15 protein-coding genes are annotated in these 16,883 nt (G+C 49.2%); 6 read left to right on the forward strand and 9 right to left on the reverse strand.

Features of this window, described 5'->3' with window-relative positions; genetic code table 11:
- Positions 1 to 91 precede the first annotated feature (91 nt).
- From tsaD to folK, 3 genes are read left to right on the forward strand one after another with little or no spacing between them, the layout of a single operon-like run.
- Positions 92 to 1,126, forward strand: a complete 1,035-nt coding sequence (gene tsaD / locus ACJJIE_RS19110) for a tRNA (adenosine(37)-N6)-threonylcarbamoyltransferase complex transferase subunit TsaD (RefSeq protein WP_282934468.1) — start codon at positions 92 to 94, stop codon at positions 1,124 to 1,126.
- Between the two features lie 44 nt (positions 1,127 to 1,170).
- Positions 1,171 to 1,560: a dihydroneopterin aldolase gene (gene folB, locus ACJJIE_RS19115; protein ID WP_020411528.1), complete on the forward strand. Its 390-nt coding sequence runs from the start codon at positions 1,171 to 1,173 to the stop codon at positions 1,558 to 1,560.
- 2 nt (positions 1,561 to 1,562) lie between these two features.
- Positions 1,563 to 2,054: a 2-amino-4-hydroxy-6-hydroxymethyldihydropteridine diphosphokinase gene (gene folK / locus ACJJIE_RS19120; protein ID WP_282934466.1), complete on the forward strand. Its 492-nt coding sequence runs from the start codon at positions 1,563 to 1,565 to the stop codon at positions 2,052 to 2,054.
- Between the two features lie 69 nt (positions 2,055 to 2,123).
- On the opposite strand, the gene ACJJIE_RS19125 is transcribed toward folK, so the two are convergent.
- A complete protein-coding gene (locus tag ACJJIE_RS19125; RefSeq protein ID WP_282934465.1) occupies positions 2,124 to 3,236 on the reverse strand; it encodes an NADH:flavin oxidoreductase in 1,113 nt (370 codons plus the stop codon).
- Between the two features lie 148 nt (positions 3,237 to 3,384).
- Here ACJJIE_RS19125 and ACJJIE_RS19130 point away from each other — a divergent pair, with 148 nt between their 5' ends.
- Positions 3,385 to 3,846: a winged helix-turn-helix transcriptional regulator gene (locus ACJJIE_RS19130; RefSeq protein WP_282934464.1), complete on the forward strand. Its 462-nt coding sequence runs from the start codon at positions 3,385 to 3,387 to the stop codon at positions 3,844 to 3,846.
- A 21-nt stretch (positions 3,847 to 3,867) separates the two neighbouring features.
- Here the strand turns inward: ACJJIE_RS19130 and ACJJIE_RS19135 are convergent, their stop codons facing one another.
- The 5 genes from ACJJIE_RS19135 to ACJJIE_RS19155 form a co-directional block, all read right to left on the reverse strand.
- Positions 3,868 to 4,926: a type 1 glutamine amidotransferase domain-containing protein gene (locus ACJJIE_RS19135; protein WP_282934463.1), complete on the reverse strand. Its 1,059-nt coding sequence runs from the start codon at positions 4,924 to 4,926 to the stop codon at positions 3,868 to 3,870.
- A 202-nt stretch (positions 4,927 to 5,128) separates the two neighbouring features.
- Positions 5,129 to 6,376 (reverse strand): sensor histidine kinase, encoded by a 1,248-nt coding sequence (locus ACJJIE_RS19140; RefSeq protein ID WP_444892681.1) that lies wholly within the window; start codon positions 6,374 to 6,376, stop codon positions 5,129 to 5,131.
- Positions 6,360 to 7,055: a response regulator transcription factor gene (locus tag ACJJIE_RS19145; protein ID WP_444892682.1), complete on the reverse strand. Its 696-nt coding sequence runs from the start codon at positions 7,053 to 7,055 to the stop codon at positions 6,360 to 6,362. Before ACJJIE_RS19145 ends, ACJJIE_RS19140 begins: the two co-directional genes overlap by 17 nt.
- 87 nt (positions 7,056 to 7,142) lie before the next feature.
- Positions 7,143 to 7,880 carry a pteridine reductase gene (locus tag ACJJIE_RS19150; RefSeq protein WP_444892683.1) on the reverse strand — a complete coding sequence of 246 codons (738 nt, stop codon included), beginning with the start codon at positions 7,878 to 7,880 and terminating at the stop codon, positions 7,143 to 7,145.
- Complete coding sequence (locus ACJJIE_RS19155; RefSeq protein ID WP_444892684.1) at positions 7,864 to 9,084, reverse strand: multifunctional CCA addition/repair protein; 1,221 nt, start codon at positions 9,082 to 9,084, stop codon at positions 7,864 to 7,866. The genes ACJJIE_RS19150 and ACJJIE_RS19155 overlap by 17 nt, the downstream gene beginning before the upstream one ends.
- 532 nt (positions 9,085 to 9,616) lie before the next feature.
- Between ACJJIE_RS19155 and ACJJIE_RS19160 the strand changes: the two genes are divergently transcribed.
- A complete protein-coding gene (locus tag ACJJIE_RS19160) occupies positions 9,617 to 10,189 on the forward strand; it encodes a helix-turn-helix domain-containing protein (RefSeq protein WP_282934458.1) in 573 nt (190 codons plus the stop codon).
- A 76-nt stretch (positions 10,190 to 10,265) separates the two neighbouring features.
- Here ACJJIE_RS19160 and ACJJIE_RS19165 read toward each other — a convergent pair whose 3' ends face one another.
- The 3 genes from ACJJIE_RS19165 to ACJJIE_RS19175 form a co-directional block, all read right to left on the reverse strand.
- Positions 10,266 to 11,855 (reverse strand): SpoVR family protein, encoded by a 1,590-nt coding sequence (locus ACJJIE_RS19165; protein WP_282934457.1) that lies wholly within the window; start codon positions 11,853 to 11,855, stop codon positions 10,266 to 10,268.
- Positions 11,855 to 13,132, reverse strand: a complete 1,278-nt coding sequence (locus ACJJIE_RS19170) for a YeaH/YhbH family protein (RefSeq protein WP_444892685.1) — start codon at positions 13,130 to 13,132, stop codon at positions 11,855 to 11,857. The genes ACJJIE_RS19165 and ACJJIE_RS19170 overlap by 1 nt, the downstream gene beginning before the upstream one ends.
- A 237-nt stretch (positions 13,133 to 13,369) precedes the next feature.
- Positions 13,370 to 15,292 carry a PrkA family serine protein kinase gene (locus ACJJIE_RS19175; protein WP_282934456.1) on the reverse strand — a complete coding sequence of 641 codons (1,923 nt, stop codon included), beginning with the start codon at positions 15,290 to 15,292 and terminating at the stop codon, positions 13,370 to 13,372.
- A 350-nt stretch (positions 15,293 to 15,642) separates the two neighbouring features.
- Between ACJJIE_RS19175 and galE the strand changes: the two genes are divergently transcribed.
- Positions 15,643 to 16,671 carry a UDP-glucose 4-epimerase GalE gene (gene galE / locus ACJJIE_RS19180; protein ID WP_282934455.1) on the forward strand — a complete coding sequence of 343 codons (1,029 nt, stop codon included), beginning with the start codon at positions 15,643 to 15,645 and terminating at the stop codon, positions 16,669 to 16,671.
- The last annotated feature ends 212 nt before the right edge of the window (positions 16,672 to 16,883 follow it).

Raw genomic sequence — 16,883 nt, forward strand, 5'->3', positions numbered from 1 at the left:
GGCGCAAATTCTAAACACTCCTATACGGGATCGCAACCCCATTTTCCAGTATGATAACCGCCCTTCGAAGAAGTCACGAGAATGAAATCAAGTGCGCGTCCTTGGTATAGAAACTTCCTGCGATGAAACTGGCGTCGCTATTTACGATTCTGAGTCCGGTTTGCTCAGCCATGCCCTGTTCAGTCAAGTGGACCTGCATGCCGATTATGGCGGTGTAGTCCCCGAGCTGGCGAGCCGCGATCATGTGCGCAAACTCTTGCCGCTGATTCGACAGGTAATGAAGAAGGCCGAGACCAGCCCTTCAGACCTCAATGGTATCGCCTATACCGCGGGCCCCGGTCTGGTGGGAGCGCTGATGGTCGGGGCCTGCGCGGCCCGTGCACTGGCCTATGGCTGGGATATCCCGGCGGTGGCGGTGCACCATATGGAAGGCCACCTGCTGGCCCCAATGTTGGAGGATAATCCGCCCGCCTTTCCTTTTGTGGCCCTGCTGGTTTCCGGCGGACACACTCAGCTGGTGGAGGTGCGGGGGCTCGGTGATTACGAACTGATGGGTGAATCCCTGGATGACGCAGCCGGCGAAGCCTTTGATAAGGCCGCCAAAATGCTCGACCTGGATTATCCCGGTGGCCCGCGTTTGGCTGCCCTGGCGGAGAAAGGAGATCCCAAACGCTTTACCTTCCCCCGTCCTATGACGGATCGACCGGGCTTGGATTTCAGTTTTTCAGGCCTAAAAACCTTCACCCTGACGACGGTGCGCAAGCACGCCCTCGAGGATGGTTTGCCGGACGAGCAGACTTGCGCAGATATTGCTGCGGCTTTCCAGGAGGCGGTAGTGGATACCCTGGTGATTAAATGCCGTCGCGCTATTAAGGCTTCTGGCTATAAAACCCTGGTGATTGCCGGTGGAGTTTCCGCAAATAAATTATTGCGTGAGCGTTTGGAAACGAGCCTGCGAAAGGATAACGCCAGCGTCTACTATCCCCGCCATGAATTCTGCACTGATAACGGCGCCATGATCGCCTACGCCGGTAGTTTACGTTTAAAAGCAGGGGAGCAGACGAGCCTTGCGGTGGATGTGCGCCCGCGCTGGCCCATGACAGAGTTGCCCAAGACCGAACTTTAAAAATCCCAGGGATAGCCTGGCATTAAAAAGAAAAGAGCCGATAAATGGATATTGTTTATATACGGGATTTAAAGGTGAATACCATTATTGGTATTTACGATTGGGAGCGGGAAGTGCGCCAGACGGTCAGTCTCGATTTGGAGATGGCCTTCGATATTAGTGAGGCGGCGCGCACAGACAATATCGAGTACACACTTAACTATAAAGCGGTGGCCAAGCGCTTGATCGCTTTTATTGAAAGCAGTGAGTTCCTGTTGGTGGAGACCATGGCGGAACAGGCTGCGGCAATTGTCAGGGAAGAATTTTCTGTAAGCTGGCTGCGACTGCGTTTGTCCAAGCCCGGCGCGGTCAGAGGGTCCAGGGATGTGGGTGTCATTATTGAGCGCGGCGAGAGGCCGGCAAAAGGTGCAGCAGCGATGTCTGCGGGAGTGTAAACGTGGCTCAGGTGTATCTCAGCCTCGGCAGTAATATCAATCGTGCGCAATATATCCGCGCAGCGCTGGATGCCCTGGCAGGGCGGTTTGGCGAGTTACAGGTGTCCCGGGTCTTCGAAAGTGAAGCGGTGGGTTTCCAAGGCGATAATTTTTACAACCTGGTGGTTGGGCTGCAAACTGACTTGCCGGTAGGTCAACTGGCCCTGTGTCTGCGCGGCATTGAAGATGCCAATGGCCGCCTGCGCTCCGGGCCCAAGTTCAGTGCACGAACCCTGGATATTGATATTCTCACCTATGATCACCTGACCGGAACTGTCGACGGGGTAAAATTGCCTAGAGGTGAGATTGTAAAAAATGCCTTTGTTTTACAGCCTCTGGCAGAGATAGCTCCAGAAGTATTGCATCCGGTTGAGCAGAAAACTTATCGTCAGCTGTGGAATGAGTACGATCAGGATTCGCAAAAATTGTGGCCGGTAGAATTTATTTGGCCGTGATTCCAATAAATTTTTAAAAAATGTAGATAAAAAAGCAGCCCTTTGCGGCTGCTTTTTTATTAGGAATAATTAACTTAGGCTCATTAGCGCTTCTTTGGTGAACGGAGTGATTTCCTCCGCGCGATCTTCACGCACCTTGGCGAACCAGTGTGGGTCTTGTAATAGCGCGCGGCCAACGGCAATCAGGTCGAACTCCTGGTTATCCATACGGCGGGTCAGTTCGCCTAAATCGGTAGGATTAGCGGTACCGCCCATACCCTGGTTATTGCCGCCGATAAAATCATCGTCAAGGCCGACACTGCCGACAGAAATTACCGGTTTTCCAGTCAGTTCCTTGGTCCAGCCTGCCAGATTGAGATCGGAGCCTTCGAACTCCGGCACCCAGAAGCGCCTTGTCGAGGCGTGGAAAATATCAACGCCGGCTTCAACCAGCGGTGTCAGGAAGCGTTTCAGTTCTTCCGGGTTTTGCGCCAACTTGGCTTCGTAATCCTGCTGCTTCCATTGGGAGTAGCGTAGCACTATGGCGAAATCTTCGCCTACGGCTTCACGTACCGCTTTGATAATTTCCACTGCAAAGCGGGTGCGATTTTCGATCGAGCCACCGTACTCGTCATCGCGTTGGTTGGTACCTTCCCAGAAAAACTGGTCGATCAGGTAGCCGTGGGCGCCGTGAATCTCTACACCGTCAAACCCAATTTCCTTGGCTGCTTTGGCTGCGTCTGCAAAAGCTTGTATAACTTCCTGGATGTCCTCTTTGCTCATCGCCTGGCCATTGGGCTTGCCGGGTTTGAACAGGCCTGAGGGGGAGTAGCCGGGCACTGATTTATCCGGGCCTATGCCCTCTTTGCGCACGGAGCCTACGTGCCATAACTGCGGGATAATCTGGCCACCGGCAGCGTGTACTTCGTCTACCACTTTTTTCCAGCCGGCGAGAGCGGCCTCACCGTAGATTGCCGGTACATTCTCGTAACCGTTTGCGGCTTTATGATTAACGAAGGTGCCTTCGGTAATAATCAGTCCCACTTCACCTTCAGCTCGGCGGCGGTAATAGCCGGCCACTTGGTCATTGGCTGCATAGCCCGGTGACATAGTGCGGGTCATGGGGGCCATTGCGACCCGGTTGCGCAGCTTTAGGGATTTATGCTCGAAAGGACGCAGTAGGTTGTCCAGGGAACCACTCATATTTCTCTCCTGAATGTCTCGATTCAACACTGGGACTCACTGGTCCCACTAGGTCACAATTAAAACGGTTGCGTTATAAAACCTTATTTTGGTGGTGAGTTCAATATCTGGTTTCGTATTGCAACTTTTTTGCCGGTATACTAGGGGTATGTCACGTAAACGCTTTGATGATCTTGATTGCTCCCTGGCTTGCGCCCTAAATGAGGTGGGGGACTGGTGGTCCCTGCTGATAATTAAGCAGGCAATGCTGGGTACCCGCCGTTTTGTGGATTTCCAAAGAAACCTGGGAATTGCCAAAAATATCCTTGTGGATCGGTTATCACGTCTGGTGGATAACGAGGTGTTGGTACGCTTTGATGCGGGTGAACACGGCACTCGCTACGAGTACCGCTTAACGGAAAAAGGTCGGGACCTGTTTACGGTGGTAATCGCTTTGCGCCAGTGGAATCTGCGCTGGAACGGCAATAAAGATGGGATGCATCTGGTCGATAAAAACAGTGGTGAGCCTATCTCCGAAGTTGCTGTGCAGAATGCCCAGGGACAAAAACTTAGCATTCGCGATGTATTATTTGTGGATGAAAATGGCCAGCCCCTAGAGCAGGCTGGCTAGCTGGATTTTTGAGGGACTCTATCAATCCTGGCTCTTGGATAGCAGTCTGATTATGTCCAGAGCCCTGCCCGGCTCCCAACGCATAACAGAGACAACGCCGTGCATGGCCAGTAGGCGCTGGTCTATTTCCCCTTTCTCCTGCAGCTTGTGTAATTTCTCTGTGGCCTCGGTAAAGCCGCGCTGCTCATAAGTGAGTAGTAATCTGACGGTCTGCTCCGCCGGAGTGACTTGGCGTGGAACTGGGGTATAGCCCATCGCGCTTACCATACTCTCAGCCGCCAGCCAGGTGGACCAGGGGTTTTGCCCGGTAATAAGCTGGCCATCCACGCTGACTTGTTCCAGGTAAGTGGGCCCAGCCTGAAAAAGCGCGCCTTGCTCACGTAAGCGATCCTCAAGCAGGAATGGAAATCGTTGCTCGGCGTCAGGGATAAGAAAAAGCTCCTCTTCGTTAGTAAAAGCACTGATCTGCCGATCGGCGATTAAGGGCTTGCCATTATCCAGAGTGACATTGGCAAGGGCTGCTGGCCCGTGGCATACCGCTCCGATAATTTTGCCGCTGTTATAGATTTCCCGCACCAGGGACTGGATATGGGGATTGTCGGGGAAATCGAACATGGTGCCTTTACCGCCGACAAAAAATACGGCCTGGTAATCCTCTGCTGAAACCTGATCGATAGGAATACTGTTGTTGACCTTTTGTTGTGCCTCTGGGTCATTGAGAAAGGCATAGTCGAAAGGCCCCAGATCATCTTTATCGATCACCGCAGGCGGTTTGCCGCCTTTGGGACTGGCAATATCGACAATAAATCCGTTAGCTGAAAAAATGTAATAGGGGCGTGCCAGTTCAGTTAATTCATAACCAGTTGCCTTGCCACTATCTCCCATCGTTTCAGTACTGGTGACAACAGCTAAGATTTTTCCTCGGCTTTCCCTGGGTAATTGTTGTAAATACGGCAGGTCACTTACTGTCGTAGTGGAAAAGTCCTGCTCTTGGGGTGGAATTAGGCTCTTAATCCAAATAATAAAACCAAAAAATACGGACAAAGTCAGTGCCAGGGAAATAACAATTTTCTTCAACATATTAATCTCCAAAATTGCAGTAGCAGACGGAAAATCTTCTAGTGAGTTCGTAGGAGAATAAGGGATGGAAGGTGAAATTCAGGTGAGATTGTAATTGCTATTTAGGAAGAAAGAAAAAGCTGCACTCGAGATCGTATAAGGTATGGATGCCGATTCACTGTGCATCTCGAGCGCATACGGTAAAAATTTGAATCTTAGAACGCTACTGTGTAAAAGATAGAGAGCACTGATAAATATTTTTTTTACACTGGATAGAGATGGTCCAATTTAAGGCTTCACAGATTCTCTTGGCCAGGAAAAGGCCTTGACCAATGCCGTCACTGCCTTCCCTCTTTTGGCCGGGTAAGAGGGAGGTTTCTAGATCTAATTGGTTGTCTGTGGCGTTCTCAAAAAAGAGTGTGTCCCCCTTATAGGTAATAACCAATTCAGGGCTGGTAGCGTGCTGTAATGCATTGCTGATCAAGTTGTCGAAGAGCAGACTTACCAGGTGTCGATTGGCCAGGACTCTGACTTTGTGCCCTAACTTTAAATCAACATTAAAATGCTTTTGTACAATTAACTGGTGTTGAGCTAAAAGACGTTCCTCTAGTAAAGCGCACAATGGGATATCTTCCGACTGTAGAGACTCAGAGCGGGCGAGGGCTAATAGTGTCTTAACGGTTTTTTCCATACCGGTAACAGTTTCTAATAGCTCATTTTTCTCAGCTAAAGTCATTTCCCGATTTTGACTGAGAGCCAGTGTGCTTTTCAGAATGGTTAGCCCGGTGCGCAACTCATGGCTCGTATCCCGGGTAAACTCAGTTTCCCTGCGCAATGTTAGCTTGAGCTGGTTAAGTGTATCTTGCAACGTACTTGCAAGATAACCGATTTCATCTTGTTCATTGTTATAGGGCAGGGAAATTTGAGAATCGCAGTTTCTCTGCTGCTGAACTGCTTTAGCAAGGGTTACTACAGGAGCGATGGTTTTACGGGAAATACGAAAAGCACAATAGAGGGCTAAGAGTAGGGTCAAGATACAGGCGCTGGCAAAGAGCCAGAGAAGCTTTGAAGATTGTCGGGTAACAGTGAGCAATTCACTGACTTCAGCTACGAGAACGGCGGAATGGTTGTCCGGAAAATGTACTCTGCGTAAATGGAAGTGATGTTCAGTATCACTAAACCACTCAGCCTTTTCCGCATAGCTTGGTAAGGCAGTGCGCAGTTCGGCCGGTATTATTTTGTTTTCAGTGTATAGCGTTAAATAGGGTAGGCGTGGCTCTGGGGTCGTATTAGTCAGTCTTGCCTGCTGTTCGAGGTAGCGGACTTCTCCGGCCAATAAGTTATCGAGTAAATGGTCTTCAACTACATAGGCCACCATCATACAAATGGCAAAAAACACCAAGCAAAGTAGCAGGGTAAAACTGCCAAAAATAGCGAAGACCTTCCTCTGTAAATTACTGGTTTCGCGCATTGGGAGTTTCCAACTGATAACCGAGATTGGTGATGGTTTTCAACATAGGGGCCTGGAAAGGCTTATCCAGTGTTTGGCGAAGACTATAAATGTGGGATTTTAAGGCGTCTGTTTCTGGGGGTTCATCACCCCAAATATGGTGGATTATTGCCGAGCGGCTTACTGGTGCTGGCGACGCCTGGGCGAGCATAGTGAGAATGCGAAAACCGATAGTTGTCAGGGGCAGAGGTTGTTTATCCCGGTAGGCCGTTTGCTGGCGCTGGTTTATCTGTAAATCACCGACCTTAATTTCTTCACTGGTATGCAGCTGGTGTCTGCGGGCCAGGGCGCGGCATCTCAGTATTAGTTCCCTTGGTTCGAAGGGCTTACATAAATAGTCATCGGCACCGATACCAAATCCGCGTTCTTTATCTGCGAGAGCATCTCGGGCAGTTAACATCAGAATTGGCATGTTAACTGGCGCTTGTGCCTTGATCTTTTCGCAGACCTCCAAGCCGTCCATATCCGGCAGGCCCAGGTCGAGAATGATCAGGTCGAAGATTTGTTCCAGGGCTAGCTGTAAGCCCTGGCGACCCCGGTGGGCATAATCTATCTGCCAGCCCTCAGCTTGTAGGAATTCGGCAAGCTGGCGGGCGATAGTGGGGTTATCTTCAATCAACAATATCTTCAGTGAGCGCACCGGCAAATCTCTTGTGGCAGAGGAAGTTACAAAGCATTCTGACAGAGTGCCGGTGAAATTGAAGTGAAGCCCCGTTGTTGGACTGTTTTAGATATTGAGGTTGCGGCCGCCGTCAACAGCAATAACCTGGCCGTTGATATAGGGGGCGTCACAGACCAGGAAGCGCACGGTTTTGGCGATATCGCTGGGGTCACCGGTTCGGGCCAAAGGAATACGCTGGGTGATTTGTGCTTTCTTGGCTTCGTTAGTTGCCTCTTGCTCCGGCCAAAGAATGGCACCGGGGGCGACTGCATTGACCCGTACCTGGGGCGATAACTCCAGAGCGAGGCTTTTTGTCAGCATTACCAGTCCAGCCTTGGCGGCGCAGTAAATAGTATGCTTGGGCATCGGGCGCTCGGCGTGAATATCCGCCATATTAACAACGCAACCCTGTTGTTGGCTGAGTGTTTCTTTCAGGGCCTGAGTGAGAAAGAAAGGGGCTTTGAGGTTGCTGCCTACCAGCCGATCCCAGTCCTCCTCGGTCGCCTTTCCCACAGGTGTAGGGTGAAATGCTGAGGCATTGTTGACCAGAACATCAATACCGCCCCAGACCTCTTGTGCGCGCTGGGCCAGATTGGAACCGGCTTCGGCGCTATTCAATTCACTGTGAAACGCTATGGCAGAGTTGGGGCGAAGTTGGTTCAGCTCGTTTGCCAGGGCCTTGGCAGCATCAGCCGAGTTGCGATAGTGAATAACAACTCTGTGATCTCTATGTAGCTCTTCAGCAATAGCACGGCCCAGGCGTGCAGCGGCACCGGTAATCAGCACATTACGCAATGTAGTCATCCTTTACTTTGGCGATTGCCTTGATGCGCTCCCGGTCCAGTGCTTGCCCGAGTTTCGCACCCTGGTAGCCCTGTTTAATCAACTCCTCGGCAGTTACTGCCGCTGCCCCATCTCGAGCGGCGCGTAAAAAGTTCACCTGTGGATAATCTCGATTCTCCAGTCCCTCTCGACCTCGGGCATCAGCCTCACAGGCGCGAAGAAAGTTTTCAAATCGCTCGGGACGTCGCAAGGCATCCAGACTGCGGATCATCTTCATAATGGTCTGTGGGCGCAATTCGAAGGCTCTGTGGCAATGCAGGTGATATTCGCAGACCCCGACAGCTAGTGCTGTCAGGTCTTTTGGGGTACGCCAGCGCTCACAGACGGCCTTTACAAGAGGTACGCCTGCGGCCTCGTGGCCGTGGTGGCTGGGGAGAATCTCCTCGGGAGTCAGTCCTTTGCCCAGGTCGTGTAGCAGTACTGCAAAACGCAATGGGAGCTCTGCCGGTGAGGCGCGCAGGGCTAGTAGTACGTGTTCTCCAGTGTCCACTTCGGGATGGTGTTTGGGCGGCTGAGGAACACCAAACAAATTCTCTAACTCTGGTAAAAGTACTGATAGGGCGCCGCAGTCTCGCAGTACCCGAATAAAAATATCGGGGTCTGGCTCGGTAAGTGCCCGGCTTACCTCTTTCCAGACCCTCTCGGCCACCAGATATTCCACTTCACCCGCTTCTACCATCTGGCGCATGAGTATCATGGTCTCAGGGGCAACGCTAAAGCCAAGGTGATGGTAGCGGGCGGCAAAGCGGGCTACTCGCAGTACTCTTAAGGGGTCTTCGGCAAACGCAGGAGAAACATGGCGCAAAAGCCGTGCCTCCAGATCTTTCTGCCCGCCGTAGGGGTCTATTAGCTTGCCGTCGATGTCTTCTGCAATGGCATTAATAGTGAGGTCTCGCCGCAGGAGATCCTCTTCCAGAGTGATATTGGCATCGGCGTTAACGGTAAAACCGCCATAGCCGTGGCCGCTCTTTCTTTCAGTTCGAGCGAGAGCGTATTCTTCTCCGGTCTCAGGGTGTAGGAATACTGGAAAATCTTTGCCTACTGGGCTGTATCCGAGGTCCTGCATTCTATCTGCACTTGCTCCAACTACTACCCAGTCGCGCTCGGTGACTGGACGATTCAAAAGTCTGTCGCGCACTGCGCCGCCAACAAGGTAGATCTTCAAAACATTTGCTCCAGAGCTGGAGGGTCCAGTGATCTGATAGGTGATTGTACTGCCATAAGTCCATTTGTTCCGGCGTTGTTCCAGGTTTGTCTGCTGGACGGAGGATGAGCGGTAGGAGTGTAAGAAGCTTCGGCAAGATAAAAAAAAGGCCCCGAAAAAACAAGGGGGCCCAGGGTCTTAGGGTATTCGCTTAGCAAACATTTCTCTGCCAACTGCGGGGTCTCTGACTTGAGGGCCACACCAGTGGGAGGGATCCCGTGACAAGTCCCGAGTCACGAATCTAGTGCCATTCTAAGAAACCTGTCATACCTGTCAACTATATCTATTAGTATTTTTTGAGGGGGTTGTTCTGCTGTTCGTTAATAAACTACATGGACCGAATTTCGGGCTGGGTTTGCAGCATTAAACAGCATAATTTATAGGGGCGGTTCAGCTGGGCAGGATAATTTCACGTGTAACTCTGTGGGGCAGAGGATGCTTTTGTGAAATAGAACTGTTCTTCTTTTAATCGCAGTTGTTGGGGAGAATAAAGATGAGCGAATTACATGTGCTAACCACCGGGGAAGCAGCCAGGTACTGCGGTGTTAACTTCCGAACGGTGATTCGCTGGATTGAGCGTGGGCAACTCAAGGCATACAAGCTTCCGGGGCGTGGTGATCACCGTATCTGTGTTGAGGACTTCGTGGGGTTTCTACGGGATAACTCAATGCCAGTTCCGAACGATTTGGCAGTTCCCAGTCGCAAAGTACTTTTATTAACGACCGATCCTGAGCTGACTTCAGGTGGACGCCAGGCGCTTCAACAAATGGGGTGTGAGGTTGAAGTGGCCGGTGATAGCTTTTCTGCCGGTATCCTGATGGCGAGTGCCAAGCCGGCATTGTTGGTGGTTGATACTGGACTGCTGGGGGAGAGTGGGTTTCAGGTGCTGGACTACCTCAGATCCCGCAGTGAATACTCGAACCTGAGTATTCTGGTTGTGCCCTCTGATGATGATGGGGAAAAAGCTCGTTGGCTGGATGCTGGCGCTGATGCCCTTTTGACTCACCGTTCTGAGCATGGTGAACTTTCTGCAAAGGCCAAACTTTTGTTGGAAGCTGATGCTTAAGTAGCAATCCAGCTATCAGGCATTAATTCCCCACTTCTGTACGGGGCTGGTATTTCAACAGTCCCCGTGCTGAAACCTAAATAGGTTTCGGTATCAACATAGATTCCTCTTCTCCATCTGGACGATCTCGGCCCTGCTCCGGGCAGTGGCAACTGGCTGTGATTTGATCCCCGTTCAAACTGTTCAGGTGAACATCGAAGCCCCAAAGCCGGTGAAGATGCCTTAATACCTCTGCTGTATCTTTACCGAGGGGGCGACGGCGGTGCTGTGTGTGATGTAGGGTCAGTGAACGGTCACCACGGGTATCTACTGAATATACCTGGATATTTGGTTCCCGATTGCCCAGGTTGTACTGGCCGGCAAGGTTCTCTCTTAACTGGCGATAACCGCTCTCATCGTGAATTGCGCTAACAATAATATCGTTCTCTTTATCGTTGTCGCTGATACAAAATAGTTTCATGTCTCGCATAACCTTGGGAGACAGGAATTGCAAAATAAAACTTTCATCCTTGAAGTCGCGCATAGCGAACTGGAGGGTTTCACGCCAATTGCTTCCAGCAATGTCTGGGAACCAGCGGCGATCCTCTTCAGTGGGACTTTCACAGATACGCCGTAAGTCAGTAAAAATACTGAAGCCTAGGGTATAGGGATTGATACCGCTGTAGTGAGGGCTGTCAAAAGAGGGTTGGTAGATAACATTGGTGTGGCTTTGTAGAAACTCCATCATAAAGCCTTCAGTCACCCGCCCGCGCTTGTACAGCTCGGTTAAGAGAGTGTAGTGCCAGAAGGTAGCCCAGCCCTCATTCATTACTTGGGTTTGCCGCTGTGGATAAAAGTATTGGGCCAGCTTACGTACAATACGCACCAGCTCCCGTTGCCAGTTTTCCAGTAGAGGGGCATTTTTCTCAACAAAGTACAGGATATTCTCCTGAGGCTCTTCGGGGAAACGTTTCTCCTTTGTCTCCTCTATACCGTCACCGAGTTTTGGGATGGTCCTCCATAAATCATTGAGCTGCCTCTGGCGGTACTCTTCTCGCTCTTGCTGTTGGCGTTCTTCCTCAATAGCCGAGATTGGGTAAGGGCGTTTATAGCGATCTACACCGTAGTTCATTAGGGCATGACAGGAGTCGAGAATGGCCTCGACTTCATCAAGCCCATAGCGCTCTTCACAGCGGGAAATATAGTTTTTGGCAAAGATCAGATAGTCAATAATACTGCTGGCATCTGTCCAGGAGCGAAACAGATAATTCCCTTTAAAGAAAGAGTTGTGCCCATAGGAGGCGTGAGCAATCACCAAAGCCTGCATTGTCATGGTATTTTCTTCCATGAGGTAAGCGATGCAGGGATTAGAATTAATGACTATTTCATAAGCCAGCCCCATCAATCCGCGCTGGTAATTATTTTCCACGCTGATAAATTGCTTGCCAAAAGACCAGTGGTGATAACCCACAGGCATTCCTACCGAGGAGTAGGCATCCATCATCTGCTCAGAACAGATAACTTCAATCTGATTTGGGTAGGTATCTAACCCAAACTCTTCTGCCAGTGCGCCGATGGCGCGATCATATTCCTGGATTAATTCAAAAGTCCATTCTGAGCTGGTTGATATGGGCTGAGGCGACTCAGATTCAGATACCTCAGCGCCACTGGCAAATTTGTCGAGCATCAGGCAGTCACCTTTTGGCGGAACAGTTGCCGGAACACCGGATAAATATCCTGTACATCGACAATCTGCTCCATAGCAAAGTGATCGGGGAATAAAGTACGGACACTTTCATATTCTTCCCACAGGGCCTGGTGATCTCTGGGAGTAATTTCCACATAAGAGTAATACTGCACATGGGGCATAATATCGTCGATAAGGATTCGGTGGCAGGTACTGGAGTCGTCGTTCCAGTTATCACCATCTGAGGCCTGGGCTCCATAGATATTCCATTCGCTGGCGGGGTAGCGATCTCTCATAATACGTCGCATTAATTTGAGCGCGCTTGAGACAATGGTGCCGCCTGTTTCCCGTGAATAGAAAAACTCCTCTTCATCAACTTCTTTGGCGCTAGTGTGGTGTCGAATAAATACGACTTCCGTATATTCATAACTGCGCTGTAGGAACAAATATAAAAGTAAGAAGAAGCGTTTGGCCATATCCTTTGTGGCTTGGTTCATCGAGCCGGATACATCCATCAGGCAAAACATCACTGCCCTAGATCGAGGTTTTGGTTGTCGAATCAACAGGTTATATTTCAGATCGAAATCATCGAGGAAAGGGACTCGATTGATACGGCTGCGAAGTTCGGCGATTTGGTTTTTAAGAGCCTCAATTTTGCGCTGGTCTCGCAGAGCAGTATCTTTGTTTTCTTCTTGGGATAGGTCTTCCTCTAAGTTGCGCAGGTTTCTTCGCTTATTACTGGTCAAGGCGATACGTCTTGCATGGGCAGCCCTGAGTGAGCGAATCACATTAAGGCGGCCCGGAGTTCCTTCATTACTAATTCCGGCACGTACTATTTGAAAGGATTCGTTACCCGCGAGGCGTTGCTTTATCATGTTGGGCAGTTGCAGTCCTTCAAACATAAAGTCCAGAAACTCTTCTTGCGATATCTGGAAGACGAAATCGTCAACCCCTTCTCCACTATCGCTGGCACCACCGCCACTACCATCACCACCTCTCTGTCCTTGACGAGGAATGCGATCTCCAGCAGTAAATTGTTTGTTTCCAGGTAGAACCCGTTCTACATGCCCACCGCTACCGTGGGAAAAAAGGGGCTCACTGATATCCCGGGTTGGAATACTGATGCGCTCGCCTTTATCCATATCCATTATGGAGCGGCTATTCATAGCATCACCGACAGCTTTCTTAATGTGAGCCTTATAGCGCCTTAAGAATCGTTGCCGGTTAACTGTGCTTTTTTTCTTTCCATTCAAGCGGCGGTCGATGATATAGCTCATATTTCTGCCTTTACTCCGAATAAAATACACTGGCAACTATCACCCAAATTTATTCAGAAATTTCCCTACTGGATTAGCCTAACTTAAGCACTGGTATCTTCACTATAACGAGCCTATGAAAGTCCAGCAGGGAAAATGCGGAATCGTTCAAAGGCTCCCTATAAGTTGATGATCTAATCTGTATTTGCGTTTGGCTTCCTCGTATTTCTCTGGCAATTTAAAGTTGGGTTAAAGTTGCTACTGCGATTTTCTTACGCGTAGATACCATTCAGATAACAATCGTACCTGTTTCTCGGTGTAGCCACGTTCGACCATACGTGCAACGAAATCTGCGTGTTTGCGCTTATCATCTGCCGAGGCCTTGGTGTTAAAGGAAATGACCGGTAGAAGGTCCTCCGTGTTCGAGAACATTTTCTTCTCAATAACCGCACGTAATTTTTCGTAGGATCTCCAGTCGGGATTTTTTCCTTGATTGTTAGCCCTTGCGCGAAGTACAAAATTAACTATTTCATTGCGGAAGTCTTTCGGGTTAGAAATTCCGGCGGGTTTTTCTGTTTTCTCTAACTCTTCATTCAGGGCTCCACGATCGAGAATTTCTCCTGTTTCTGGGTCACGGTATTCCTGATCCTGTATCCAAAAGTCGGCGTAAGTGACGTATCGATCAAACAGGTTTTGACCGTATTCAGCATAGGATTCCAGATAAGCGGTCTGAATTTCCTTGCCGATGAATTCAACATATCTAGGAGCCAAATATTCCTTGATAAACCCAAGATAGTTTTCTTGAACTTCTGGAGGAAATTGCTCCTGTTCTATTTGCTGCTCTAGAACATAGAGGAGATGGACAGGATTTGCTGCGACTTCAGTGGCATCGAAATTGAAAACTTTTGAGAGGATCTTGAAGGAGAAGCGGGTGGATAGTCCGTTCATACCCTCATCCACTCCAGCATTATCCCTGTATTCCTGGATGGTTTTTGCTTTGGGATCTGTATCTTTTAGGTTTTCGCCATCATAGATACGCATCTTTGAGTAAAGGCTGGAATTTTCAGGGTTTTTAATTCTCGATAAAACAGAGAACTGTGCCAGCATCCTAAGGGTGTCTGGAGCACAGGGTGCTTTTGATAAGGAGCTGTTTTCCAGTAATTTCTGGTAGATGCGGATTTCTTCTTGTACCCGCACACAGTAGGGAACCTTAACGATATAAATACGGTCTAGGAAAGCTTCATTATTGCGATTATTACGAAATGATTGCCATTCTGATTCATTAGAATGGGCAAGGATTGTACCGTTGAATGGAATTGATCCCAGTCCCTCTGTACTATTGTAATTTCCTTCTTGTGTTGCAGTTAGTAGGGGGTGAAGCACCTTGATAGGCGCCTTGAACATCTCGACAAATTCCATCAGTCCTTGGTTGGCCCTACATAGACTTCCGGAAAAACTGTAGGCATCGGGGTCATTCTGAGGGAAATCCTCAAGCTTGCGGATGTCAATCTTACCGACTAGGGAAGAAATATCCTGGTTATTTTCATCACCGGGTTCTGTCTTCGATATGGCAACTTGATCGAGGATAGAGGGACGAATTTTGACCACACGGAACTTACTAATGTCTCCTTTAAACTCATGTAGCCGTTTGACCGACCAGGGAGACATAATGGTGTTTACGTATCGACGCGCAATGCCGTAGTCCTCTTCAAGAATACGGCCATCTTCAGTGGGTGAGAAAAGACTTAATGGAGATTCAAAGACTGGCGAGCCTTTGATCGCGTAGATTGGGACCTGCTCCATTAAAGCTTTCAGCCGCTCTGCAAGGGATGATTTCCCGCCACCAACAGGACCCAATAGGTACAGGATTTGTTTCTTTTCCTCCAACCCTTGTGCAGCATGCCTGAAGAAAGAAACAATTTGCTCGATGGCTTCTTCCATTCCGTAGAATTCACTGAAGGCTTTGTAACGTTTAATAACCTTGTTACAGAAAATACGTGATAGGCGGGGGTCCCGTGAGGTGTCTACCAGTTCGGCCTCACCGATGGCCATCAACATTCTTTCGGCTGGCGACGCGTAGGCGCTGCGGTCCGTCTTGCACAGTTCCAGGTATTCCTGAATACTGAGTTCCTCGTCCTGGATAGATTCGTATCTTTCCAAGTAGTGATTGAAAATTGTCATGGTGTCTACCTCCCTGTAGCCTACCGGAATGAGCTCAGCTTCCTGCTTTCGTTAGGATGTCGTACGATCTTGGCTGCTATTTCTATGCGACCTTTCCAATTGGGTCGAGTGGTGCATGAGCTGAAAGTCCAGACCTTGTTTGGGATACGCTTGGCGTGAAGCACTATCGTTATTGCCGTTGTGAACCTTGTTTTTTGCCGGAGCTAGCGATGAATGCCTTCCAGCTTTTCCAGCATAGCTTTCCCTTTCACTCAGACAGTGGAATGTCCCTTATATAGGTTGAATTGAGCGGCTGTTTTACGTTTTACTACGACCCATATTGGGTATTAGAGAAAAATTGAGGAATGTAAATGGCGATTTTGGTGACTGGTGGTGCTGGTTATATTGGCAGTCATACTTGTATCGAGTTACTTGCTGCCGGTATTGAGCCTGTGGTTGTGGATAATCTATCGAATAGTAGTGAGGAGGCCCTGAGACGGGTTGAGTTAATTGGTGGCAAAGCTATCCCTTTTCACCATCTCGATATTAATGATAAGGAGGGGTTGCGAAAAGTATTCTCTGATCATGAGATTGACGCTGTAATTCACTTTGCCGGACTGAAAGCAGTTGGTGAGTCTGTTGCTCAGCCTCTGCGCTATTACCAGAATAATGTGGCTGGGACCCTGACTTTATGTGAGGTAATGGAGGAGTATGGGGTTCACCGCCTGATCTTTAGTTCCTCTGCGACGGTCTATGGTGATCCTGAAGCAGTACCAATTAAAGAAGACTTCCCTACTGGGGCAACCAATCCCTATGGGTCGAGTAAGTTGATCGTGGAAAACATGTTGCGGGACCTTTGCGCCGCGCCAAACAGCCAGTGGAAAGTGAGCTTGTTGCGTTATTTCAACCCGATTGGAGCTCATGAAAGCGGGACTATTGGTGAAGATCCCAGTGGCATCCCCAACAACTTGCTACCTTATGTTTCCCAAGTAGCTGTAGGTAGGCTGGAGCAATTGCAGGTTTTTGGTGGTGATTATGATACCGTCGATGGTACGGGCGTTCGGGATTATATTCATGTAGTGGATCTGGCTCGAGGGCATCTGGCTGCATTGAATTTGCTTTGTAAAGAAGAGGTTTCTGAGGGTTGCTATACCCATAACCTGGGTACAGGGCAGGGCAGCTCTGTTTTGCAAGTTGTACGCGCTTTCGAAAGTGTTAGCGGCAAGGAAATTCCCTACAATATCGCTCCGCGGAGAGCGGGCGATATTGCAGAGTGTTATGCAGATCCGGAACTGGCTGAGAAAGAGCTGGGCTGGAAAGCCGAGTACGATTTAGTTCGTATGGTGGAAGATACTTGGCGCTGGCAGCATAAGAACCCGAAAGGATATAGCGCTGAATAGATAAATACGCTAGGGGAAACCAGTAATCCTTTATTAGTTTCAGTTAATAGGAATTTCTCATTTAAGGTTTACAGCTCATTGCTTACTTAATCCTCCTGAATTACTGTAGGCAATGAGATTCCCGTAAGTTCTTTGGAAAAATGTAACTATAGTACTCATGAGTTAGGTGTTTACTCGGAGCTTAAGTCTTTATTTATATTAATGAGCTTGTG

It is taken from the genome of Microbulbifer maximicatervae (SeqCode) (assembly GCF_052467325.1).

Bases quoted from the DNA above. Each gene is read 5' to 3' on its own strand.
- folB (WP_020411528.1), top strand. From the start codon at position 1,171: ATGGATATTGTTTATATACGGGATTTAAAGGTGAATACCATTATTGGT.
- ACJJIE_RS19125 (WP_282934465.1), bottom strand. From the start codon at position 3,236: ATGAGTGGTTCCCTGGACAACCTACTGCGTCCTTTCGAGCATAAATCC.
- ACJJIE_RS19130 (WP_282934464.1), top strand. From the start codon at position 3,385: ATGTCACGTAAACGCTTTGATGATCTTGATTGCTCCCTGGCTTGCGCC.
- ACJJIE_RS19135 (WP_282934463.1), bottom strand. From the start codon at position 4,926: ATGTTGAAGAAAATTGTTATTTCCCTGGCACTGACTTTGTCCGTATTT.
- ACJJIE_RS19140 (WP_444892681.1), bottom strand. From the start codon at position 6,376: ATGCGCGAAACCAGTAATTTACAGAGGAAGGTCTTCGCTATTTTTGGC.
- ACJJIE_RS19150 (WP_444892683.1), bottom strand. From the start codon at position 7,880: ATGACTACATTGCGTAATGTGCTGATTACCGGTGCCGCTGCACGCCTG.
- ACJJIE_RS19160 (WP_282934458.1), top strand. From the start codon at position 9,617: ATGAGCGAATTACATGTGCTAACCACCGGGGAAGCAGCCAGGTACTGC.
- ACJJIE_RS19165 (WP_282934457.1), bottom strand. From the start codon at position 11,855: ATGCTCGACAAATTTGCCAGTGGCGCTGAGGTATCTGAATCTGAGTCG.
- ACJJIE_RS19170 (WP_444892685.1), bottom strand. From the start codon at position 13,132: ATGAGCTATATCATCGACCGCCGCTTGAATGGAAAGAAAAAAAGCACA.
- ACJJIE_RS19175 (WP_282934456.1), bottom strand. From the start codon at position 15,292: ATGACAATTTTCAATCACTACTTGGAAAGATACGAATCTATCCAGGAC.
- galE (WP_282934455.1), top strand. From the start codon at position 15,643: ATGGCGATTTTGGTGACTGGTGGTGCTGGTTATATTGGCAGTCATACT.